Source organism: Anabaena lutea FACHB-196, assembly GCF_014698305.1.
In the GTDB taxonomy this organism is placed as follows: Bacteria; Cyanobacteriota; Cyanobacteriia; order Cyanobacteriales; family Nostocaceae; genus Anabaena; species Anabaena lutea.
Window position 1 is genome coordinate 12817 of sequence record NZ_JACJST010000036.1, and the last position, 22897, is coordinate 35713.

Below are 22897 nucleotides of genomic sequence, written 5' to 3' on the forward strand. Positions count from 1 at the left end.
ACGACCTACTTGTGCTAGTAACTCTACTTAGTCCCGGACTCCTGCTTTCAATTATAATCATGGCTACTTTTGCCGCAGGTGGCTGATGTCTGGAACATGAAAAGATGGGGAAATGGCGCGAATAAATAATTAAATAATTACTTACTTCCCGGTTCCCATTCCCCAATGACCAATGACTAATGACCAATGACAAAGGAACGTAAAACATGAAGGTTGCATTTCTGGGAACTGGATTGATGGGACTACCGATGGCTCAAAGGTTATTAGCCGCAAATGTAGAGCTAGTGGCCTACAACCGCACCCCAGAAAAATTAGCACCACTACAAGCAGCAGGGGCAGAAATTGTCACAAAACCACGTCAAGCAATTCGCTCTGCTGATTGTATAGTTCTTATGCTATCTAATGCCGCAGCTATTTATCATGTCTTGCTCACAGATACTTCTTGGCACACTTTATCAGGGCGCAGTGTCATCCAAATGGGGACGCTGACTCCTCCAGAAAGCCAAGAAATCAGAGATGCAGTAGTTGCAGCAGGTGGTGAATATATAGAAGCGCCCGTACTCGGTAGCATCCCGGAAGCTGAAACGGGTAAGTTAATTGTGATGGTAGGTGCGGAACCAGAACAATATCAACGTCACGTCAATTTACTTCAACATTTTGGACCAGAACCATTACACATCGGTCCTGTGGGATCTGCCTCAGCCCTGACACTGGCACTAAATCAACTCATTGCTTCCCTCACTACTAGCTTTGCTCTCAGTTTGGCTTTTGTCCAGATGCAAGGCATTGATATAGACTTGTTTATGCGAATCCTGCGCGATAGTAAACTGTACGCGCCTACCTTTGATCAAAACCTGAAACGGATGTTAGATGGCAATTACACTAAAGCGAATTTGCCCACAAAACAATTGATCAAAGAAATAGATTTATTTATCTCTGAAGCTAAATCCCTTGGTTTGAATCTCAGCAGTATTGAGGGTGTAAGGCATATCTTACAGTCAGCAATGAAAATGTCATATCCAGAAGATGATTACTCTTCCGTCTTTCCCGCAATTCGGGAATGGGGTGAAGTTAGTGGTGGGTGATTGAAGGCAGAAGGCAGAAGGCAGAAGGCAGAAGGCAGGTAATAAAAATCAGTAGAAGTTATTCTCCCCCTCTGCCCCCCTGCTCCTCTTAAAATGGAATGTCGTCGGGATCGGGTTCGGCTTCTGTGACGGGCTGATAGGATTGACGTTCAAAATTTGCCGGTTGATAGGTGGGTTCGGGGGTGATTGGCTGGGGTACTGTACCTGTAAAAGTTGTCGCTGGGGTTGGTGCTGGCTGGGTTGATTGGTATGTTTCTGGAGGACGCTGTGCTGGTGGTGCTACAGTCGCCACTGGTTGTGGACTCGGATTCGGATTCATACTTTTGCCGATAGCATGAATACGTTGTACTGTCAACTCAGCACGTTTTTCTTTGAAACCTTCGGGACGGTCAAAAGTATTCATCCCTAAGCGCCCTTCGATGATCACGCGATCGCCTGATTGGTAAGTTTGATGAATTTCTTTTGCTAAATTACCCCAGCCGACAACTTTCAAAGGGTGTGAAGGGTCATCTGGTCGCACTCCCGGAACATGAACGATCATTTCCGTAACTTCTAACCCATCGGGTGTGTGACGCAGTTGGGGCGCGTCATAAATTTCTGCCATTAAAATACAACTGTTCATTTTGTTTTCCGCGAGATACCCCATGTTCAGCGAAGCAACATGAGGAGGGATAGCGTGTTTAATTTAATGGTTCGATGCCATTAAATTAAACATTTTCCGAGTTGACAACACGATTAATCCCGTGTTTCGCTGTATCAATCGGACTTTCTTAGCTGTACATTGCCCAAACCTTTTCCAGTTACAATCACTAACTGAAACGTGTTTTTCTGTGTCGCCGCTTACCCAACCAAAAAATGATTTCTTTTGAGTCTGAATATCAGATGGTTCGGCTATTAATTGAACATAAAAAATACCTAGTTTGTTAAATTTGCCAATTGCAATACCAGATTTAATCCAACGTCTAGCGCGACTTGGCTTTGTTGGCATTAACGGAATATTTTTTGCTGCAATCACAGGTACTCGCATAAAGAGATAATCCTTGGAGTAAGCGAAAAACGCGGTCTTGGGCTTTGCCCAAGTGGAGCGATTTTCCCAGACAAGTTTAAGTCCCCTCGCCCAATCAATCCAGAATGTCTTGTCTTTAAACAACGACTGAACAAACAGTCTTGCAGATAATCCAAACTGGGGAAGTATTTGGAAGTGCGTATCAGGATTGATCTCAGTGGGCTAGTCAAACACGTAAGATTTGTTTCTTACAAGCCCCATCCCTCTTCAGGGTGGGGTTATTGACATATTTCTCCTCATCAGTCAAACTTTACAATATTTCCACATCATAGATTTATCTATGGGGTTACTTAAGGATTTAGCACTTCTAAACTTTATAGCAGGAGATTAAAACCACATTTGATCACAAAAGTCAAGTGAGAACTTTGAACAACTATAAACAGCTGTTCATGAACTGCACCTGACTGAAACGAGCATTTTATTCTGCATTGAGTAGTACTAATTTACCATTAAAAGATTAAATCTGGACATGAACTGGAAAAACACCTAGAGCAATTAACCTTGCCGGCAGGTCACGTAAGATAGGTAAACGCAGCAGCCAAGGCGGTTGAAATGTTTGATTTTCCGTAAGAATGGGGGTAAAAATCTGTTTTTGAATTAAATTTTGAAAAGCTTGAATCAGACGTGTTGGTAACTCTCGACGCTGCTGTACTTGGGCTAAATCGCTGACTTCTACATAACGTTGCTTGAGTGATTTACTGAGGACATTGGCAGTCACCACAGCATCTTGAATTGCGTAGTTTATGCCTACACCACCTACAGGGGACATGACATGGGCAGCATCACCGATGAGTAGCAGTCCGGGAAGATACCAGCGTTGAACACGGCTAGACTCTACTGAGAGAAAAGCTACCTGTGACCAATCTTGTAAATTTTGGATACGATTATTTAGTTCTGGGATTATCTCCACAATAGACTTTCTCAACGCCTCTAAACCAGCGGTACGCAGTTGTTGATAACCACCTTTAGGAATAACATAGGCGATTTGCCATTCTTCACCACGATTTAGCATAACGACAATGTGACCAGCAGCAAAGCGCCCCATTCCTCCCGCAATTTCTTCTGACTGACGGGGAAGACGAAACCAAAGCACATCCATTGGTGATGAAGTTTCAATTGACTCAAAGCCGCCTAATTGCCTTAAGCGTGAGTGTCGTCCATCTGCACCAATTGTAAGTATGGCTCGGACTTCATGCCAGCCACCTTGTCCACGATAACGCACACCTTGAATTACACCATTTTCTGCAATTAGTTCTTGGACATTTGCTCCCATGACTAAGTGAAAATTAGGGTATTTTTGGGCTTCTTGGGTGATGAACTCCAAGAATTTTACTTGGGGAAGCATCATGATATAAGGGTAGCGGGTTTTCAGGCGGCTAAAATCTGCTAAAGTCACAGTATCTTGGGGAGTTTGTATCTGAAGGCGGTGCATTTTCGTGTGAGGTAGTTGTAAAATGCGATCGCTCAAACCCAACTCTTCCATAATCTGCATTACCGACGGGTGAATAGTATCACCTCGAAAATCCCGGTCAAAATCCTTGTGTGCTTCTAACAGCATCACAGAAATCCCCTGACGCGCTAACAGCAGAGAAAGTACAGCCCCCGCCGGTCCACCACCAACAATGCAACAATCAGTAGTTATTACGTCTACGATCTCGTGAGCATCATTCATAAAACCTCCTGAAAACTAAGGAGGGAAACTTCCAATTATACCTTGTCACAATAATTTTAATAAATTAGACCTTGGCATCTGGAGCATGAGATAAAAACCTAATCATCTCCACCTAACATATAAAATTAAAGCAAAAGACAAATCTGAACAAAATCACACTCCATGCGTATTTCTCTAAATTGGCTACGGGAACTAGTAGAAATAAAACTTACTCCAGAAGAACTAGCCGAAACCTTGACAATGGCAGGTTTTGAAGTTGAAGATATTGAAGATCGCCGAACTTGGGCAAATGGCGTAGTTGTAGGAAGAGTGCTTGAGCGTCAACCTCACCCCAATGCAGATAAACTCAGCGTTTGTACAGTAGACATTGGTGCAGATGAGACTTTAAATATTGTCTGTGGTGCTGCTAATGTCTGTGCAAATATTTTTGTCCCCATTGCCACTACAGGGACTTATTTACCAAATATCGATTTAAAAATTAAACCAGCCAAACTACGCGGTGTCCCATCTAACGGGATGATATGTTCTTTAAAAGAACTTGGTTTACCCACTGACATAGATGGTATTCATATTTTCACCGCAGACAATCTCACCTTGGGTAGTGATGTACGTCCCTTGTTAGGTTTAGATGATGTGATTTTAGATGTGACTGCGACTGCTAACCGTGCTGATGCTTTATCTATGGTGGGTATCGCTAGGGAAGTAGCAGCTTTAACAGGTGGAAAATTATCTATTCCCGAATCCACAAAAGTAGAAATTATCAAAGGTACAGGAAACTTAACTTTAAAAATCTCTGAACCAGAAGCTTGTCCGGCTTATATCGGTACGGTAATAGAACAGCTAAAAATTGCTCCTTCTCCAGAATGGTTACAACAGCGTTTGCGTTCTGCTGGAGTCAGACCAATTAATAATGTAGTTGATATCACTAACTACGTTTTGTTAGAACGGGGACAACCTCTCCACGCTTTTGATCAAGAACGGTTAAAATCTGTAGCTGGGGGTGAAAAATTAACTATTGGTGTGCGCTTTGCTGATGTTGGCGAAACTCTCAAAACCTTAGATGGACAAACTCGCAATTTATCAACTCAGAATTTGTTAATCACCGCTAATAACAAAGCAGTGGCTTTAGCCGGTGTTATGGGTGGAGAGGAAACGGAAGTTCATGAAGGTACGCAAAGCCTAGTTTTAGAAGCGGCTTTATTTGATTCTGTAGCTATTCGTCGTTCTTCTCGGAGTGTAGGGTTAAGAAGTGAGGCTTCGGGTAGATATGAACGCGGCGTAAATCGAGCAGAATTAGAAATCGCTTGTCACCGGGCTTTATCATTAATCAGTGAATTAGCAGCAGGTGTAATTGTTCAGCAAGAAACTGCTGATAGTCGTCCTGAATCTTCTACTTGGTTCCATTCTATCGCCCTGCGTTTAGATCGAGTCAATGACGTACTCGGACCGATTGATTTGGGAGAAGAAACAGGAGAATTGCAAGCAAAAGATGTAGAAAAAATTCTGACTGCACTAGGATGTGAGTTGGTGAATACTGGTGAACGTACTTGGAAGGTGACAGTACCTCCCTATCGTTACCGAGACTTAGAACGGGAAATTGATTTAATTGAAGAAATTGCCCGTCTTTATGGCTATGATAAATTCTGCGATACTTTACCAGAAAAAACTGAACCTGGTTATCTATCTTTAGATCAGGAGTTACTTCGGAAGTTACGCGCTTCTTTACGGGCTGAAGGTTTAACAGAATTAATTCATTATTCTTTAGTTAAACCTGGAGAAAGTCAGCAAATAGTTTTAACAAATCCATTGTTTGCCGAATATTCAGCATTAAGAACAGATTTGATATCTGGGTTAATTGATGCTTGTCAATATAATGTAGAACAGGGAAATGGGGCGCTAAATGGTTTTGAAATAGGGCGCATTTTCTGGCGCGAAGAAGATGGTTTGCAAGAAACTGATATGCTGGCTGGGATCATTGGTGGTGATGCCTCTTTGGGTAAATGGTCAAGAGGTGGTCGTGAAGAACCTATCACTTGGTTTGAAGCTAAAGGCATTTTAGAAAGTGTGTTTCAACAACTTGGGTTACAGGTGGAATTTCAACCAGACAACCGCGATTCTCGATTGCATCCTGGACGCACTGCTTCTTTGTGGGTGGGGGGAAACAGACTGGGGACTTTTGGGCAAGTTCATCCTCAATTGCGACGAGAAAAGGGTTTACCAGAAGCAGTTTATGTGTTCCAATTAAGTTTGGATGTGCTGTTGAACGGGTTGGATAATGATGATTTGCTAGTTCCTAAATTCAAGTCATATTCTACCTATCCAGCCAGCGATAGAGATATTGCCTTTTTCGCACCTGTGAAAGTCACAGTTTCGGAAATTGAAAAGGTGATTACCAAAGCTGGAAAAGGTTTATTAGATTCTGTCGAGTTGTTTGATGAGTATCGCGGTGAACACGTTCCAGTAGGACAGCGGAGTTTAGCCTTTCGTTTAGTCTATCGTGCCAGCGATCGCACTCTCACAGAGTCTGAAGTCCAACCAGTCCACGATAAAGTCCGTAGTGCTTTAGTAGAAAAATTCGGCGTAAGTCTGAGAAGTTAATACCTGGGTAATTGGTAATAAGTAATTGGTAATTAATTAGAATTGTTTGATTTTATTAATTACCAATTCTCATTATCATTGCTATGATAGATATTAAACAACTGCTAAAGCTAAGGAGGAAAAATTTTGTACACAGCAGTAATTAAACACTCTGGGGATTGGTGGTTGGGTTGGATTGAAGAAATTCCTGGTGTAAATTGTCAGGAAGCAACGCGAGAGGAATTATTAGAAAGTTTACGCATTACACTGTTAGAAGCACTAGAATTTAACCGTCAAGATGCTAGAGAAGCTGCGGGTAATGATTATGTTGAGGAAGCGATCGCACTATGAAGCGGGGAGATTTATTACGCCATTTACAGGAGTGCGGTTGTGAGTTTATTCGTGAAGGTTCTCAACATTCTTGGTGATGGAATCCTGATAAAAACAGGAGATCAGCCATTCCTCGACATCAAGAAATTGATGATATTCTGGCTAAAAAGATTTGTAAGGATTTAGGGATACCTTTTACCAAATGACAGGATAAGAAATTTCACCTAAATATAATGCTTGGGGAAAAATAACTACTAAAGAATCAATTCAAGCAGCAATTACAAGAATGCAGCAACTTAGAAAATAAGTTAATTTAGATAAAAGTTAAATTCGAGAAAAGATTGAGAAAGGAAGAAGATTTTAATGCAGTTTGTTTGAGATAGTAGAGTATTACTAAGTAAAATTCAACCTAAAAATTTGTTACTTAATTGGTTAAATTACGGAATTTTCGCTAGAAAATACGGTTAACCGTATGGCAGATGTATTAGATTTTATCTAGCATAGGGAGAGTAAATAACAAATCAAACTAAAGTAGGTGCAAATTATGATGGTGAAAAACCTTAACAAATATAAATTAATGGACAAAAAATTAGATGATGTAATTCAGTATTTAAAAAATGAGATATTAGAAGAATATGAGCTAAGAATTTCACTTTATGACGGTATTGATGATAATAAATTTCATAAAGAGCCACTAGAAAAACCTATTATTCTTTTATTGCATAGAGACAATATAGTTAAGTGGGTAGATATTTATTGTAATTAATGAACTTGCTCAAATAGAACTAATAGTTAAAGGAGATTAAACAAAAGTTCACACCCTTAACCGTTTGACATCAACAGTTAAGGGTTTATTTTATCATTGATCATTTTTCTGACCTAACAGCGCGAATCTGCCGTAATTGACCTTCTCCATAAAGATACTGCCCTAAAGCATTAGCTTGGCGAGAAGGTGCAGCTAAATACGCATTTACCTTCTTTTCTTTCAACAACCTTTGCAAATCTTCCCAGAAAAACTCTCCACCACCACCCGTAATAATTACATGGGATTTGCTTGATGTTAGCAGAAATAAATGCTACATTACCTGGCTCACGACTAACACAGGCTTTTGTGCTGGTTCTACCTAAGTCAATACTAAGAATATTTTTAAGTAATGGTTCTCTATGGTTATTCGTTACACTCTCTAAAAGAGTCTCATAATAATCATCAGGAATAATAATTAAGTTCTCTTCTATTTCTTCAAGTTCTGTCTGTAAATTGGTATGTCTATCAGTTAATTCATTAATAATTTTAGTTTTTTCTGTGATTAATTCTTTTTGCGTTGTATTTTCCGCAGTAAGTTCATCATATTTTTTCTGTAAATTATCATATTTAACGGTAAAATCAGTGATAAATTGTTTATTTCTGTTAATTAATTGTTGAGAATTAGCTAAATTATCAAGATGTTGTTTATTCTCATCAGCTACTTGATGATATTCTTGCTCTAGATTTTCATATCTACTCGTTAATTCATCAATAATTTGTGTGTTTTGTGCAATTACTTCCCTAGCCTGATTTAATTCATCAATCTTTTTGGTATTTTCATCAGTAAGTTGATGATATCCTTTTTCTAAATTGGTATATTTATCACTTAATTCATTAGCAATTTTTTTGTAATGTTTAGCTGCTTGTCTATTCTTACTTTCCGCAGCATAAGCAGCAAAAGCACCCATAGCAAGACCCATAACACCAAATAAAAAAGGAATCATCGGTATCATACAATTTTTAATGTATTATTTGCTATTTCTCCAGGAGAGATTAATACTATAAATTATACTAAATAATCCCTACTTATAATTGACTACAACTCACAATACATCTACAATAAATCTTTCACCAAGACAAAAATAACAACACCATGCCTAAATACATAATGTGGGGAACTTACTGCGAAGATGTCTTAGCAAAACGTGACCCCTATCGTCAAGACCATTTAGACGGATTAGCCAAACAGAAAGAAGCTGGTGTTTTGATTACCCTTGGTCCGACTAAAGATGTCACACAAGTTTTTGGCATTTATGAAGCCGAAGACGAAAACACCGTTCGTCAATTAGTGGAAGCTGATCCCTATTGGCAAAACGGTATTTGGACTGAATATTCTATTAAGGAATGGATTCAAGCTTTTTAGTCAATCATAATTCATAATTTGTAATTAATTACGAATTACGAATTATCCTTTAAGTGCTTTTCTAAAATTACGCCGATAGGATGGATTAGCAATAAACAAAGCTGGCCATAACAAAGAAAAACCAATGCGATTTGGCAGACTTTGATTAAAGTTAGTTTTATTGAATCCAGTCCAAAATTTCCAAGCCCCACCGACATAAACCACTATCAAGCCAAGAATAATTAATTTACCCATTTCCATCAACTCCCTTAGTAACTGACAGAATATTAGCTAAGTAGAAAGGCATAAATCAAGATAAATCTTGTGAGAAAGATGAACACAGTTCAAACTTTATGCCAATGCTCAATATTTACGCCGACTGACATAAGTATGCCTCACTTATGTAGGTTTTTTGTAGCCTGCATTAATCAGTCCTTTAGTTTGAGACTACTTATTTATCTGATTGTAGTGTAAGTTAATCTCATAAATTTCAGCTAGTACAAAAATCGGCGTTGCTGATTAAGAGTATGATTTTGTTTCACGCAAAGGCGCAAAGTCGCAAAGAGTAAAAGTTTGAAACCATTGATTTTTTAATTTCATACTTCAGTTCAGCAATGCCCAAAAATCTAATAGTTAAAAAATTCTCTCCTGAATCAAAGAGTATTGCTATAGTTTAATGAGTAATTAAACTTATTTCTCACTAGATGCATCTAGTGGAAGTTCCTCAAAGATTAACATCCATAGGAGACTTAAGTAAGTAGGCGAAAAGAAATCAAACTATGTTAATTCAGGTAACAAATTTTGAAATTGGCTCGTAGTCAGGGCTTCAGCCCTACTTGGAGGTCTAAAACCCTCTCTACAAACCTTTAATTATTTACGTTACTCTACTTAATAAAGAATAACATAAAGTTTATAACGGATACTAATGCAGTTCAAGCTGCAAATAGGAGGGTTTATGCGTGCAGTATTGATGGCAGGGGGTTCAGGGACAAGGTTACGTCCCTTAACTTGCGATTTACCAAAACCGATGGTTCCTGTATTAAATCGACCTATTGCTGAACACATCATTAATCTTCTGAGAAGACATAAGATTACGGAAGTAATCGCAACGTTACATTATTTACCAGATGTTTTACGGGATTACTTCCAAGATGGCAGTGATTTTGGTGTGCAGATGACTTATGCTATCGAAGAAGACCAGCCACTGGGTACAGCAGGGTGTGTAAAAAATATTGCTGAACTGCTGGATGAAACTTTTTTAGTGATTAGCGGCGATAGTATCACAGATTTTGATCTGACAGCAGCGATCGCATTTCACAAACAAAAACAGTCAAAAGCAACTTTGGTTTTAACCCGTGTTCCCAACCCGATAGAATTTGGAGTGGTGATTACTGACCAAACTGGAAGAATACAGAGATTCTTAGAAAAACCTTCCACCAGCGAAATTTTTTCTGATACTGTCAACACTGGTACTTATATATTAGAACCTGAAGTTTTAGAATATCTACCAGAATACACAGAATGTGACTTTTCCAAAGATTTATTTCCCTTACTACTCACCAGAAATGAGCCAATTTACGGTTATGTAGCTCAAGGTTACTGGTGTGACGTAGGTCATTTAGATGCATATCGGGAAGCGCAATATGACGCACTAGCTAGGAAAGTAAAACTTGATTTTCCCTACCAAGAAACTTCTCCTGGTGTGTGGATTGGTCAAAATACCTTTATTGATCCTACAGCTAGAATTGAAACACCTGCTGTAATTGGTGACAATTGCCGGATTGGGGCGAGAGTACAAATTGAGGATGGGACTGTAATTGGCGATAATGTCACCATTGGTGCTGATGCCAACTTAAAGCGTCCCATAGTTTGGAATGGCGCAATTATTGGCGATGAAGCCCAGCTATCGGCTTGTGTAATTTCCCGTGGGACTCGTGTAGATAGACGCGCTCATGTATTAGAAGCTGCCGTAGTCGGTTCCCTTTCCACCGTGGGAGAAGAAGCCCAAATTAGCCCCGGTGTGCGGGTGTGGCCGAGTAAAAAGATTGAGTCGGGTGCAATCTTAAACATTAACCTGATTTGGGGCAATACCGCGCAACGCAATTTGTTTGGTCAACGTGGTGTCCAAGGTTTAGCTAATATTGATATCAGCCCAGAATTTGCGGTGAAATTAGGGGCTGCTTATGGTTCAACTTTGAAACCAGGTTCTAAGGTAACAGTTTCCCGTGACCAACGTAATGTCTCACGGATGGTGACTCGTTCTTTAATTGCTGGTTTGATGTCCGTAGGTATTGATATTCAAAACCTTGATTCTACAGCTATTCCTATTACCCGCACAGTGATCCCCACTATGGGAGTAGCTGGGGGTATTCATGTGCGTGTACACCCGGATCGCCCTGATTATATCCTGATTGAATTCATGGATGCCAAGGGAATTAATATCACTAAAGCCCAGGAAAAGAAAATTGAGGGGGCTTATTTTAAGGAAGATATGCGGAGGGCGCAAAGTCATGAAATAGGGGATGTGGCCTATCCCAGCCAAGTAATAGACCTCTACTGCACTGCTTTTGAGAAATTGTTGAATGTGGGAACACTTCGTAACAGTCGGGCAAAGGTAGTGATTGATTATGTTTATGCTGTGTCTGGGGCAGTTTTACCGCAAATGTTAGATAAATTTGGTGCTGATGCGGTGGTGCTAAACGCGAGTTTGAATAAAACATCAATGTCAACTACTAACCGCGAAGGACTACTGACACAATTAGGTCATGTGGTGGAAGCACTAAAGGCTAATTTTGGTGTTCAGGTATCAGCTAATGGGGAACAACTGATTTTAGTTGATGAATCTGGCTACCCGGTGCGAGGGGAGACGCTGACAGCGCTGATGGTAGATATGATGTTGACATCTAACCCTCGATGTTCAGTAGTTGTCCCAGTCCACGCTTCTAGTGCTGTAGAACAAGTCGCTCGTCGTCATGATGGTAAAGTCATTCGCACCAAAGCAAATCCGACAGCTTTGATGGAAGCTTGCCAAAAAAATCCGAATGTAGTTTTAGGTGGTAGTGGGGAGACTGGTTTTATTTTTCCCCATTTACATCCGGGGTTTGATTCGATGTTCTGTATTGCTAAATTAATTGAAATGCTGACTATCCAAGAGCGATCGCTGGCATCTGTCCGCGCCGAATTGCCTCGCGTTATTCATAGAAATTATACTATCCGTTGTCCTTGGACTGCCAAGGGGGCGCTCATGCGTTATTTGGTAGAAACTCACCCAGCCCAAAACCTGGAATTAATTGACGGGGTAAAAATTTGTCAGCCCTATGATGATAGTTGGGTGTTAGTTTTGCCAGATGCTAGTGAACCACTGGTACATTTATTTGTCAACAGTAGCGATCGCGAATGGGTAGATGACAACTTGAGAAATTACCGCAACCGTGTTCAGACATTTGTGGAACGAGAACAGGAACATTACGCAGCTGAAGTCTAAACTACCCTAACGTCGGCTATGTCAAGCAGGTTCAAACCCTTTACCACTTGCGGACAAAAATACTACATGATGCCTACGGCAGCAATAACTAAACAATTAGAATATATGAACATTACAGTCATTTGCCATTTGCTTTCTGCCTATTTGCCATCTTGTACTAGTCACTCATGCTAAACGAGAGTTAAACTTGGCTTCTAGAGGAAATTTTGATTGCTGACGGCAGTCCCTCAAGCAATGGAACGCAGTTGAACAGCAATGCTGACACTAGCATAGCTGAATACTTTTAAGCAGGTGGGTCAAGAGTGATGAAAATAGCTGACACCTCAAACAACGGCACTGTGATTGAACCCCTAGATTCTGTAAATTCGCCACAATCGGAGCAGGCGAGTTGTCCCTTTTACTCAGTTGTGCATTATGAAAATATGGCCGTGACTAATTTACCACTCCTGAACCCAGCCGCAGATGTTGACGACGGGCTGCACCCACAGCAAAATGACACCACCGTTGTAGAAGACTTGAACGATAATATCCCACAGGACTGGGTAGCAGAACCTGACAGTGATCAACAAGCACTTGTAGACTCGGAATTTCAAAAGTTACTAGGATTGAATGAGGAGTTAACTACAGCTAACGGTGATTTGTACAGTCAAGTAGAGCAGTTAAAACAAGAATTAGCTGAAGCAGAAAAGATTTTGCAATGGCAAAAAAAGCGCTCCAGCGTCACCGATTCGATGCTAAATCAACAAACTCAGGAACTTGCAGCCGCCCAAGAGCAAATTCAGTCTCTCTTTCAACAGTTAGAAGCTGCTGTACAAACTGTTCAACGTCAGGAAATTTTTATCGACACCCACAAAGCACAATTACAAATTAGTCAACAACGCCTAGCTCAATTAGAGCGCGAATGTTCATTGCTACAAACTAACTACAATGAAAAGTCTCAGCAGTTATCCCACTCAGAAAATACTTGTCGAGAATTGCAAAGTAGACTTATGCGCCAACAACGCCAAACTTTGCAATTTAAAGCCGCGTTAGAAAAATGTTTAGATACATCTGTCCCTAACTATGACACTTTAGAGGATACAGCCCATCAGCCACAAGGCGTAACTGGTGGACAGACAAGATTCTCTAGAAAAGCGCGGTCTTTATTTCCTAATGCACAGCCCATTAAACCTTGGTCAGCAGAAGCAGATATTATGGGTGGTTTCTGCAACGGGCTACACCAAAATATAGATAATTCCTGGGCAGAACCTTCAACACCATGCTCACAGGAAAACAATGATTCTGCTCCCACTTCCCCATCTTCTGAGCATAGCTTAGATGAGGAATACACCCTGACACCAACACAACTAGCGGCCTTGTCAGCAGTTGATAATTCTGTAATTCAATCAGAAACTGTTTCTACTCCTAATGGCTCAAATATAGATCAGCAATTGGAGAGTTTGATTCAAAGGTTTTTTGTCTCCCAGTCGGTAGATGATGTACAAAGTCATCAAGCTGATACACCTATCTGGGAACCCTCAGCATTTACTTTGGAGAATAGTGAAAAACCAAAAGTTACCAGAGAAGAGAATCTAGCGACAGAAGATTTGCGGTTTTCTCCAACTCAGGAACCTCCAGTTACTCCCACTTCTCGACACCAAGAGACAAATGCTGTAGAAAGCGAGGACTATTGGTCAGAAGTCTCACCCTCTACATCGTCAAAATTGCCTTTGCACAATTTTTTCCCAGAACCATTGGGTGAATATCCGCAAGATCAAAAATCACCTTCCCCAGTGATTTATCCCCAACGTCCACCCAAAGGACGCAAATCATTAGCCTCTGTAGAATTGCCTAATTTTCGCCCCCATAGTCATGAATCAACAGTTAGTGACCAATAACTAATGTCAATGACTAATTTGAGTGACGGCTTTTGGGTTAACTGGGACTACCTGATTACGCCATAGTGGTTTGCCGGTAGAAATCGCATAATTAATGGTTAACAACTGTAACCACAGGGCTGGATAGCGGGATTCTAACCAAGTTTGGTTCAATTTCAGGAATTTGGGGAACCATTTACTCAGCACAGCACTGACTAAGGCATGACAACCGAAGTTGAAATAATTACCCAACCAGCGGACTAAATCCCGAAACCCAGCTAGTTGCCAAATCCACAGCAGCAAGGCTGGATTTTTCGTAGCTGCTTTTATTGCTAAACGGTTAAATGTCAACCAATCGCAACGATCCTTAATGAAATTATCTGCCACTTCTGGAGGTTCGTCTGCTAATAAGCCAAAAAAGGTATTAAGCATGGAGTTTACCCGTTGGGGAGCGATAAATTTGCCTGTGGGAACCATCATTCCTTTGGAAAATAGCCACGTTACGGAAACATTACTTTGGTAGGCGCGAATTTGATTTAAGTGGCGGAAACTGAGTAAGTTATGTTTCAGGGCAGTGTTTAAAAGTGTTGTTAACCGCTCTAAGTTGCGAACTAGGGAACCAAACCCGGTAAAGATTAGGGGTGACTGGAGTGAGGCAGCATCACCCATAGCAATTAATCTATCAAAGGCAATTGTGCGATCGCTACTACTAACACTAAAATGCCCCGGTATATATCCAAAAGTCGGCTTTTTCCACACCAATTTGTCCAGATCGCAGCGACGATACTCTGGCAAAATCGTGAAAAAGTCCTCATACATCTCCAACAAAGAACCGGGATTTTTCACATTCACCTCATGGTAATGAAATAAATAAATCGTCAGTTCTTCCCCAACTCCGGGAAACAATTCCCAAATCAACTGTCTACCGCGAGAGATATCGCCGTGACTGTAGAGAACATCTCCATACTGAGAATCCCACACACCTGGCTCAAACCCTTTCTCAATTACTGCTCCCACCGTCGGACATACACTATCAAAAGCCCTACCACCATTTAATTGCCAAGCAATAGGCGAAGCCGTACCCATTGCATCTACTAACAATCTGCCACTCACTTGCTTTTCATTACCACTAGGTAAATGCTTGACTAAAACCTTAACTTGTGTATCACTGACATCTGCCCGAATAAATTCCGTTTCATCCCAAATATCACCACCAGCAGCTTGTAGCTTTTCTCCACAGATTTGCAGCAATTTCTCAGAATCTAAAGCTATATTCAGCACATTCGGCGTGTGTAAAATTGGTGATCTCAGGTGAGAGGGATTATTGCCATCAAAAAACTTATTAAATCCGTCTTTGTATTCCCTAGCAATAATTGTTTCCAATTCAGCATTTGTCAGCAAACCCAAATTTACCAAACATTGAATTTCATCACGGGAAATATTCCATTCTCGATTCATTCTTCCAAAGGGCAATCTTTCCACCAGCAGGACTTTATAGCCCAACTTAGCCATCACAGCCGCATGAATCGACCCTAAAGCCCCACCAATGTAAATCAGGTCATATTGGAGATGGGGATTTCTTTCTTCCTTGTTGCCTTCATAAAACACCACCTGACGAGGCTGCTGGGGATTTCTCACCCCTTCTCGCCAACGTTGCTCCCACCAGTAAGCACGCTGGAGATCATATTCCCCATTGGGCATTTTTTGAAAGTACTTGACAGTTAGGGGATAATAAGGTTCTAGCTGTAGAAAAATCGATTTTTGAGGATCAATCTCTGGTGGTTCTGGATAACTATGGGGAAAGCGGCTTCTAATTCCTGTAGTTAGGCGTTGGAGAATTTGTCCCTCATTAGCAAAAGGTTTATCAGCCCAACGGAAGACCTTGAGATAAGTAGTGCGCTGTACCGACCAGACAAATACAGAAAGTTCATCTGCCAAATTTTCTTCAACAGACACAACAGGGTTTCTCAGGCGAAAACCGTCTACGGTCAACAATTTTTCTCCATACCCTGGTGCAAAATCTATTTGCAGCCAACTGCGTACAGCCACAGTATCGGTCGTAGGAATTTCTAAGTAAAGAACTTCTTTCATATTCCGCTCACATCTCCCATCGATTTACTCACTACGACAGATTTAACAAAGGCAGAAAGTGCGCTAGACTCCGCCCTATCAGTTGCATCAAAAAAATTTAATTAAGAAAATTAAGAAATTTTAATAGTTTGTTAATTTTATTATTCATTTTAGAACTTCTGTAAACTCATACCATGAATTATCCTATCCCAGACAGTCCCCAAGAAATTTTTGCACTTCAACAACAGCCAGTTGATGAAGAACTGGTAGCGGCGGTAATTGCCGGCGTAGTCAAGCTTGTGCGCTCTCAGGGTCAATCTTTGGAAGAATTAACTGCCCAGGTGTTAGCGGAAGACCCGATGTTAGATAGACAACAAAGACGCTGGCTAAGTACATTGGTTGCCCAAGCGTGGGAAAGTTTTCCTTAATCCTCTTCTCTTTTGGCATTTTACCCTGTATGGACTAGTCCGCAGAGCAGAATTAAAAATTAAAAATAGAGCTTCCGGACTCCTTAAGGGATACAAAATTCAAATATGTTAGGAGTTACGCATTGACAAAGTAGTAAAATAGTGTATTGATAAAAAGTATCATCTACTTACCAGATATCAGACGATTAGAGAAATCAGCAAACCTTCCGCAGCACAATGCAATCTGGAACATTACACTCTGTTTTTGCTATCAGAAGTGTAGTCATGTCTTGGCCAGAAGGGGAAAAGCTGCGGGTTAGTCACAATGCAGATTTGAAAGTTTATATTTATCGAGAACGATGCACACACCATCTGTTGCAGGAATGGGAGCAGCAGAATGTAGAGAACCTATGGCTCTGACTTTAAGACTGAATTTACCATGTATTACATGGAAAAATGAATTTTCTACTTTGACTGTTTTTTTGACCCATAACGTGAGCTAAAAGCCCATTTTTTCATTCAAGTCACAGGATCTACCATCACGCTACATTTTGAATAGCACCATTTACTTCTGTAATTGCTCCATCACCACCTAAATCATGTTTCAATCTTCAAAAAATCTTTAAAATTTAGAGATAATATTTCCAAGAGAACACAGCTAGAAGTTTGGCTGTTAGTTTGGACATCACCCAATTAGCGATTAGCACTGTTTACCATAGCAAAAAATAAAACATGAATAGAAATAAAACTCAGTAGATTTTTCTTAGTTAATTTAGAGCTTATGGTTATACAAAATACAACTACAAAAAGTAATCAGAAATCTTTGCCTAAATCGCCAACTGGCATTCAAGGCTTAGATGAAATTACTGCTGGTGGACTACCTCAAGGTCGTCCCACATTAGTTTGTGGTGCTGCTGGCTGTGGTAAAACCTTAATGGGAATAGAATTTTTAGTCCGTGGTATAACCGAGTATGGAGAACCAGGAGTATTCATTTGTTTTGAAGAAAACCCCGAAGAACTCATACAAAATGTTACTTCTTTGGGGTGGGATTTAGAACAGTTAATTCTTGACAAACAATTAGCTATTGACCACATCCAGATCGACCCCCAAGAAATTATTGAAGCAGGTAGCTATGATTTAGAAGGTTTATTTCTTCGCATCGGTCTAATGGTAGATGCAGTCAAAGCCAAACGAATAGTATTAGATACTATCGAATCCTTATTTGTCGGTTTAAGTAACGCTGCTATTATCCGTGCTGAATTACGTCGTTTATTTAACTGGCTCAAACAAAAAGGATTAACAGCCATTATCACTGGAGAACAGGGGGAAAAGACCTTAACCCGGCAAGGTTTAGAAGAATATGTTTCTGACTGTGTAATTAAATTAGATCAACGAATTTATGAAGAATTAGCCACACGAAGACTACAAATTATTAAATATCGAGGTTCACAACATGGTTCTAACGAATATCCTTTCTTAATTACTGATGATGGCATTTCTGTCTTACCTATTACTTCCATTGGCTTAGAACATCAAGTCACAACAGAACGTATTTCCTCTGGTATTCCGCGTTTAGATAGTATGCTGGGGGGCAATGGATTCTTCCGGGGTAGCAGCGTTTTAGTTACAGGTACAGCAGGAACTGGTAAAAGCACTATAGCTTGCCATTTTGCTGCGGAAACTTGTCGTCAAGGAGAAAGGTGTTTGTACATAGCTTTAGAAGAAGCACCGCAACAAATTATTAGGAATATGCGCTCAATCGGTTTAGATTTAGAGCCTTATTTACAACAGGGGTTACTCAATTTTCAAGCATTTCGTCCTACTGCTTATGGGTTAGAAATGCACCTGGTGAATTTACATCACTGGATACAGAAATTTAAACCTTCTACCGTGGTTATAGATCCCATGAGCAACTTGATATTAAGCGGTACAATCAATCAAACTAAGATGTTTTTTATGCGGTTGATTGATTTTCTCAAATCGCAACAAATAACAGTGTTGCTAACTAACCTAATTCCTGGTCATGGACTAATTAATCAGACAGAAATAGGAGTTTCTTCCCTTATGGATACTTGGATTGACCTACACACTTTAGAAAGCAACGGAGAACGTAACCGACTCTTGAATCTTCTCAAATCTCGCGGTATGGAACACTCTAACCAAGTACGGGAATTTTTAATCACCAAACAAGGTGTAGAACTGCTAGATGTATATTTAGGGCAGGGAAATGTTTTAACTGGTAGTGCTAGAATTATTCAAGAAGCACAAGAAAAATTAGCAGCCAATCAACGCCAACGATTATTAGAGCAAACAAGACGCGAATTAGAATACAAAGAAAAGTTAGTTTCCACGCAGATTTCTGCATTACAGGCAGAATTAGCAGCAGAACAGGAAGAATTTCGCATTCTTACAGAACAAGAAACTATTAATAGTCAGAATTTAAGGCAATATAGCCAAAAACTAGCTCAATTACGAAAAGCCGATTAGCCTGTTTTTTCACTTTTGTTACAGAAAAAATCTGACTCTATTCTAGGTCTGAGTACCCTTGATAATTAGAAAATTAGATCAAGGTTTCTATTTTAGAACATCGGACAAGGCGTTAATTTAAAAACTGATAGCGCAGGGTGGTGTAAGGGACTTCCAGAAATTAAATTATTTAATTTTAAGTATTTAATTTTAAGAGCGAAGATGAGTATGAGATTCTTTCTCGACTATGATAATAAAAAATCTCAGGAAATTCTTTTATGGAAGAACACAATATATTAGACGAATCAGCGATATGGAAATTACGGCTATATGTAGCTGGACAAACACCAAAATCTGTGGCTGCATTTGCCAATTTAACAAAAATATGTGAGCAAAATCTTTATGGTAAATATCAAATTGAAGTAGTGGATCTAATGCAACATCCTCATCTAGCACGAGAATATAACATCTTTGCTATTCCCACTTTAATCCGTCAGCTACCAGTTCCTCTCAAGCAAATTATTGGTGATTTATCTGACCAAGAAAAAGTATTAGTCGGTTTAGAAATCAAGCCAGTTATAAATTAGCAATCATCTAGTAATTATGGCTGACGCTACACGGCTAGATGAGAAACCACACTCAATTTCTATATGATATTCATCGTTTGGGGGGAATAAGTTATGAATAATCAAAATGGACAAGAGGATATAGAAGATTTAAGTGCTGAATTTAAACAACTAATTACAAAATCAGAAAACCCAATTTTTTGTTTACGACTTTATGTGGCAGGTGCTAATTATAATTCTCTGAAGGCTTTACAAAATATAAAACAGATATGTGAAAAATATTTACCTGGTAAGTATCAGTTGGAAGTAATTGACATTTATCAACAACCTGGCTTAGTTTTGGTAGAAAATGTATTCGCTGTACCCACATTAGTGAAATAATTACCTCCACCAGTAAAAAAAATAATTGGTGATTTATCGAATACTGTCAATGTGCTTATAGGTTTAAATATTGCATCCGATAACAGGGAATAGGCTAGAAAATCTTTTGATATATCCCTTTATTATGATATTTTACCTCCTGTTACCTCAATTTCCTGCATATCAGATGAAAAGGAAAATTAAAAAATGAATTTAGATAATTATTCAACCGAAGAATTATTACGAGAAATTCAAGTTCTGCAAACAAGGTTAAAAACATCTGAAGATACATTAGAAGCAATACATCAAGGTGCAGTTGACGCTTTTGTGATTGCTACTCCAGAAGGTGAAAAAGTATTTACGCTCCAAAGTGCAGATTACACCTATCGTTTGCTAATTGAGCAGATGCATGAAGGAGCAGTTATTGTGACATCAGATGGAGGAATTTTATATGCTAATCAAGCATTTGCTAATTTAGTTCAGCTTCCTTTATCAAAGATTATAGGGTCTAAATTTCAACGATTTATTTTAGAGCGAGATGTTGATAATCTTCAAGCTTTGATGAAAATAAAAGATCAAGATTTAGCAGCAGCAGATGAATTCTCGCTCATCAATATTAATCAACAAGAAATATCTGTTTACATTAATGCCAATAGCTTGAATATTAATAGTTATGAGATTACTTGCTTTATTGTGACAGATTTAACCGAAAGACACCAAAATGAACAAATTATAGCTTCAGAGAGATTTGCTAGATCAATTTTAGAACAAGTGGGTGAATCTATAGTAGTTTGTGACGAAACTGGGAAAATTATTCGTGCTAGTCAAGTTTTTAATAATTTATGTGGAACAAATCCTCTTTGGCAAAATTTTGATAATTTAATATCCTTATTTTTCTCTCATTTAGATTCAAATATTATAGCTAACATTATCCAATCACTGCCAAATGATGTTCCAGATATAATGCTCGAACATCGCTTTCATATCAATACAGTTTTACAGGGTCAGACTTATAATGGAGTAGAAGTTTATTTTCAACGTTCTGACGGTCAGCAATTTGATTTATTTCTTAATGCTCGTCCTTTATTAAACTCAATTGGAGCAATTATTGGCGCAATTGTCAACCTTACAGATATTACAGAACGTAAACACCAAGAAGCAGAAATACACCAGGCCAAGTTGGAATTAGAAATAAGAGTTGCACAACGCACTGCTGAACTAACTGAACTGAATAAACATCTACTTATTAGCTTAGATGAGATAGAAAAAAAGCAACAAAAGCTTTTGGAACAATCTCAACTTTTGGATTTGGCTCATGATACAATCTTGACCAAAGATATCAACTCCTCAGTTATTACCTTTTGGAACAACGGAGGAGAGAAGATGTATGGTTGGACAAAAGCCGAAGCCATAGGAAAAGTATCTCACAAACTTTTAAAAACCCAATTTCCGCAGCCATTAGCTGAAATTAAAGCTCAAGTTCTAAAATTAGGATATTGGGAAGGAGAATTAATTCATAGTGATAGAAATGGCACTTCTGTAATTGTTTCCAGTCGTTGGGTACTACAAAAAGACGAGTCTGGTAAACCTGTTAAAATCCTGGAAATGAATAATGATATTACAAAACAAAAGCAAAAAGAAGCAGACCTGAAGAACAGTGAAATCAAGTTTCGTTCACTCACGGAATGTTTACCTATAGGTGTATTTCTGACTGATAAAGAAGGAAAAATTATTTATGTTAATCCTTATTATCAAATTTTTTCTGGACTAACTATGGCAGAAATTATAGGAGAAGATTGGTTAAATTTTATCCATGCTGATGACCGAAAGAAGATATTAAAAGAATGGTTGATGATTTTAAATAATGCACCGAGAGATTTTTGTGAGTTAAATTTTTGTCATGAAGTAAAATATTTTCATCAAGATAATCAAATCCATTATGCACGAATTCATTTAGCCCCAATGTTGATAGAGCGGGAGAAAATGAGTGGTTATATCGGAATTGTAGAAGATATAACTGAAATTCGTGCAGTTGAACAAATGAAAAAAGATTTTATCTCTATTGCTAGTCATGAATTGCGTACTCCATTAACAGCAATAAACGGTGCTTTAGGATTATTAGCAGGTAAAGTTTATGATAACAATCCTGACAAGCGTACCCAAATGATTAATATTGCTGCTGCTCAAACAGCGCGTTTAGTTAGGTTAGTGAATGATATTCTAGCGTTACAGAAATTGGAGTCTGGTAATACAATTCTGGTAAAACAAAGCTGTGATGCAGCTGAATTAATTATAGATTCTGTCAATCTCATGCAACCAGAGGCAGAAAAAAATCACATAAATTTCCAGATAAATACTATCTCAATCGAAATTTGGGTTAATCCTGACGCGATTATTCAAACTTTAACAAATCTGTTGAGTAACGCCATCAAGTTTTCTGCACCTTGTACTACTATTACTGTTAGTAATATCTTAGTTGATAGCCAGGAAACTCAAGCACAAATATTTGCTCATTTAACTAATAATTATTTACTTAATGTTCTATGTCCACCCTATGTCATGTTTCAGGTACAAGACCAAGGAGAAGGAATTCCAGCAGATAAATTAGAAACTATATTTGGTTGGTTTCAACAAGTTGATTCTAGCGATGCCAGAGAAAAAGGTGGTACAGGTTTGGGTTTGTCAATTTGTCGGAATATTATCCAACAACATGAAGGACAGATTTGGGCAGAGAGCAAATTAGGTCAAGGCAGCACATTTTTCTTTACATTACCACTGCGAGAAAATCACAAAGAGGATACTTAAGAAGT

Annotated in this window: 17 protein-coding genes and 2 pseudogenes; 13 read left to right on the forward strand and 6 right to left on the reverse strand. The window is 39.1% G+C overall.

Annotation, left to right across the window (positions count from 1 at the left end; all coding sequences use genetic code 11):
• The first annotated feature begins 206 nt into the window (after positions 1–206).
• Entirely contained in the window at positions 207–1085 is an 879-nt protein-coding gene (locus tag H6G59_RS25120) for an NAD(P)-dependent oxidoreductase (RefSeq protein ID WP_016949074.1), read from the forward strand.
• An 88-nt stretch (positions 1086–1173) separates the two neighbouring features.
• Here H6G59_RS25120 and H6G59_RS25125 read toward each other — a convergent pair whose 3' ends face one another.
• The 3 genes from H6G59_RS25125 to H6G59_RS25135 form a co-directional block, all read right to left on the reverse strand.
• Positions 1174–1707, reverse strand: coding sequence for a single-stranded DNA-binding protein (locus H6G59_RS25125; protein WP_190720170.1), 534 nt, complete (start codon positions 1705–1707; stop codon positions 1174–1176).
• Positions 1708–1770: 63 nt separating this feature from the next.
• Complete coding sequence (locus H6G59_RS25130; RefSeq protein WP_242038975.1) at positions 1771–2112, reverse strand: RRXRR domain-containing protein; 342 nt, start codon at positions 2110–2112, stop codon at positions 1771–1773.
• Between the two features lie 496 nt (positions 2113–2608).
• Positions 2609–3823 (reverse strand): FAD-dependent oxidoreductase, encoded by a 1215-nt coding sequence (locus tag H6G59_RS25135; RefSeq protein WP_190720173.1) that lies wholly within the window; start codon positions 3821–3823, stop codon positions 2609–2611.
• A 162-nt stretch (positions 3824–3985) separates the two neighbouring features.
• Between H6G59_RS25135 and pheT the strand changes: the two genes are divergently transcribed.
• From pheT to H6G59_RS25150, 3 genes are all read left to right on the forward strand, one after another.
• Complete coding sequence (gene pheT / locus H6G59_RS25140; RefSeq protein WP_190720176.1) at positions 3986–6421, forward strand: phenylalanine--tRNA ligase subunit beta; 2436 nt, start codon at positions 3986–3988, stop codon at positions 6419–6421.
• 126 nt (positions 6422–6547) lie between these two features.
• Positions 6548–6751 (forward strand): type II toxin-antitoxin system HicB family antitoxin, encoded by a 204-nt coding sequence (locus H6G59_RS25145; protein WP_199332156.1) that lies wholly within the window; start codon positions 6548–6550, stop codon positions 6749–6751.
• A 523-nt stretch (positions 6752–7274) separates the two neighbouring features.
• Positions 7275–7496, forward strand: a complete 222-nt coding sequence (locus H6G59_RS25150) for a hypothetical protein (RefSeq protein ID WP_190720179.1) — start codon at positions 7275–7277, stop codon at positions 7494–7496.
• Positions 7497–7596: 100 nt separating this feature from the next.
• Here the strand turns inward: H6G59_RS25150 and H6G59_RS27505 are convergent.
• Positions 7597–7773: pseudogene (locus H6G59_RS27505) on the reverse strand (ParM/StbA family protein); the annotation flags it as partial.
• A gap of 855 nt (positions 7774–8628) precedes the next feature.
• Here H6G59_RS27505 and H6G59_RS25160 point away from each other — a divergent pair.
• Positions 8629–8898, forward strand: a complete 270-nt coding sequence (locus H6G59_RS25160; protein WP_190720185.1) for a YciI family protein — start codon at positions 8629–8631, stop codon at positions 8896–8898.
• Positions 8899–8940: 42 nt separating this feature from the next.
• On the opposite strand, the gene H6G59_RS25165 is transcribed toward H6G59_RS25160, so the two are convergent.
• On the reverse strand, positions 8941–9132 hold the full coding sequence (locus H6G59_RS25165) for a hypothetical protein (protein ID WP_127051966.1): 192 nt from the start codon (positions 9130–9132) through the stop codon (positions 8941–8943).
• 700 nt (positions 9133–9832) lie between these two features.
• Between H6G59_RS25165 and H6G59_RS25170 the strand changes: the two genes are divergently transcribed.
• Both H6G59_RS25170 and H6G59_RS25175 read left to right on the forward strand, forming a co-directional pair.
• Positions 9833–12361, forward strand: a complete 2529-nt coding sequence (locus H6G59_RS25170; protein ID WP_190720187.1) for a mannose-1-phosphate guanyltransferase — start codon at positions 9833–9835, stop codon at positions 12359–12361.
• A gap of 305 nt (positions 12362–12666) precedes the next feature.
• Entirely contained in the window at positions 12667–14238 is a 1572-nt protein-coding gene (locus H6G59_RS25175) for a synaptonemal complex protein 1 (protein ID WP_190720191.1), read from the forward strand.
• A 6-nt stretch (positions 14239–14244) separates the two neighbouring features.
• On the opposite strand, the gene H6G59_RS25180 is transcribed toward H6G59_RS25175, so the two are convergent.
• Positions 14245–16308: an NAD(P)/FAD-dependent oxidoreductase gene (locus H6G59_RS25180; RefSeq protein WP_190720195.1), complete on the reverse strand. Its 2064-nt coding sequence runs from the start codon at positions 16306–16308 to the stop codon at positions 14245–14247.
• 173 nt (positions 16309–16481) lie between these two features.
• Between H6G59_RS25180 and H6G59_RS25185 the strand changes: the two genes are divergently transcribed.
• The 6 genes and pseudogenes from H6G59_RS25185 to H6G59_RS25210 all read left to right on the forward strand — a co-directional run bounded on the left by H6G59_RS25185 (position 16482) and on the right by H6G59_RS25210 (position 22892).
• Complete coding sequence (locus H6G59_RS25185) at positions 16482–16715, forward strand: hypothetical protein (RefSeq protein ID WP_190720197.1); 234 nt, start codon at positions 16482–16484, stop codon at positions 16713–16715.
• Positions 16716–16931: 216 nt separating this feature from the next.
• A complete protein-coding gene (locus H6G59_RS25190) occupies positions 16932–17114 on the forward strand; it encodes a hypothetical protein (protein WP_190720200.1) in 183 nt (60 codons plus the stop codon).
• Positions 17115–17475: 361 nt separating this feature from the next.
• On the forward strand, positions 17476–19182 hold the full coding sequence (gene kaiC / locus H6G59_RS25195) for a circadian clock protein KaiC (RefSeq protein ID WP_190720203.1): 1707 nt from the start codon (positions 17476–17478) through the stop codon (positions 19180–19182).
• 257 nt (positions 19183–19439) lie between these two features.
• Positions 19440–19748 (forward strand): circadian clock KaiB family protein, encoded by a 309-nt coding sequence (locus tag H6G59_RS25200; protein ID WP_190720206.1) that lies wholly within the window; start codon positions 19440–19442, stop codon positions 19746–19748.
• Positions 19749–19841: 93 nt separating this feature from the next.
• Positions 19842–20201: pseudogene (locus H6G59_RS25205) on the forward strand (circadian clock KaiB family protein).
• A gap of 93 nt (positions 20202–20294) precedes the next feature.
• Positions 20295–22892 (forward strand): PAS domain S-box protein, encoded by a 2598-nt coding sequence (locus H6G59_RS25210; protein ID WP_190720209.1) that lies wholly within the window; start codon positions 20295–20297, stop codon positions 22890–22892.
• Positions 22893–22897: the final 5 nt, after the last annotated feature.

Excerpts from the sequence above, each read along its gene's own strand:
- H6G59_RS25120 (WP_016949074.1), top strand. The coding sequence starts at position 207 with ATGAAGGTTGCATTTCTGGGAACTGGATTGATGGGACTACCGATGGCT.
- H6G59_RS25125 (WP_190720170.1), bottom strand. The coding sequence starts at position 1,707 with ATGAACAGTTGTATTTTAATGGCAGAAATTTATGACGCGCCCCAACTG.
- H6G59_RS25130 (WP_242038975.1), bottom strand. The coding sequence starts at position 2,112 with ATGCGAGTACCTGTGATTGCAGCAAAAAATATTCCGTTAATGCCAACA.
- H6G59_RS25135 (WP_190720173.1), bottom strand. The coding sequence starts at position 3,823 with ATGAATGATGCTCACGAGATCGTAGACGTAATAACTACTGATTGTTGC.
- pheT (WP_190720176.1), top strand. The coding sequence starts at position 3,986 with ATGCGTATTTCTCTAAATTGGCTACGGGAACTAGTAGAAATAAAACTT.
- H6G59_RS25150 (WP_190720179.1), top strand. The coding sequence starts at position 7,275 with ATGATGGTGAAAAACCTTAACAAATATAAATTAATGGACAAAAAATTA.
- H6G59_RS25160 (WP_190720185.1), top strand. The coding sequence starts at position 8,629 with ATGCCTAAATACATAATGTGGGGAACTTACTGCGAAGATGTCTTAGCA.
- H6G59_RS25165 (WP_127051966.1), bottom strand. The coding sequence starts at position 9,132 with ATGGGTAAATTAATTATTCTTGGCTTGATAGTGGTTTATGTCGGTGGG.
- H6G59_RS25170 (WP_190720187.1), top strand. The coding sequence starts at position 9,833 with ATGCGTGCAGTATTGATGGCAGGGGGTTCAGGGACAAGGTTACGTCCC.
- H6G59_RS25175 (WP_190720191.1), top strand. The coding sequence starts at position 12,667 with ATGAAAATAGCTGACACCTCAAACAACGGCACTGTGATTGAACCCCTA.
- H6G59_RS25180 (WP_190720195.1), bottom strand. The coding sequence starts at position 16,308 with ATGAAAGAAGTTCTTTACTTAGAAATTCCTACGACCGATACTGTGGCT.
- H6G59_RS25185 (WP_190720197.1), top strand. The coding sequence starts at position 16,482 with ATGAATTATCCTATCCCAGACAGTCCCCAAGAAATTTTTGCACTTCAA.
- H6G59_RS25190 (WP_190720200.1), top strand. The coding sequence starts at position 16,932 with ATGCAATCTGGAACATTACACTCTGTTTTTGCTATCAGAAGTGTAGTC.
- kaiC (WP_190720203.1), top strand. The coding sequence starts at position 17,476 with ATGGTTATACAAAATACAACTACAAAAAGTAATCAGAAATCTTTGCCT.
- H6G59_RS25200 (WP_190720206.1), top strand. The coding sequence starts at position 19,440 with ATGGAAGAACACAATATATTAGACGAATCAGCGATATGGAAATTACGG.
- H6G59_RS25210 (WP_190720209.1), top strand. The coding sequence starts at position 20,295 with ATGAATTTAGATAATTATTCAACCGAAGAATTATTACGAGAAATTCAA.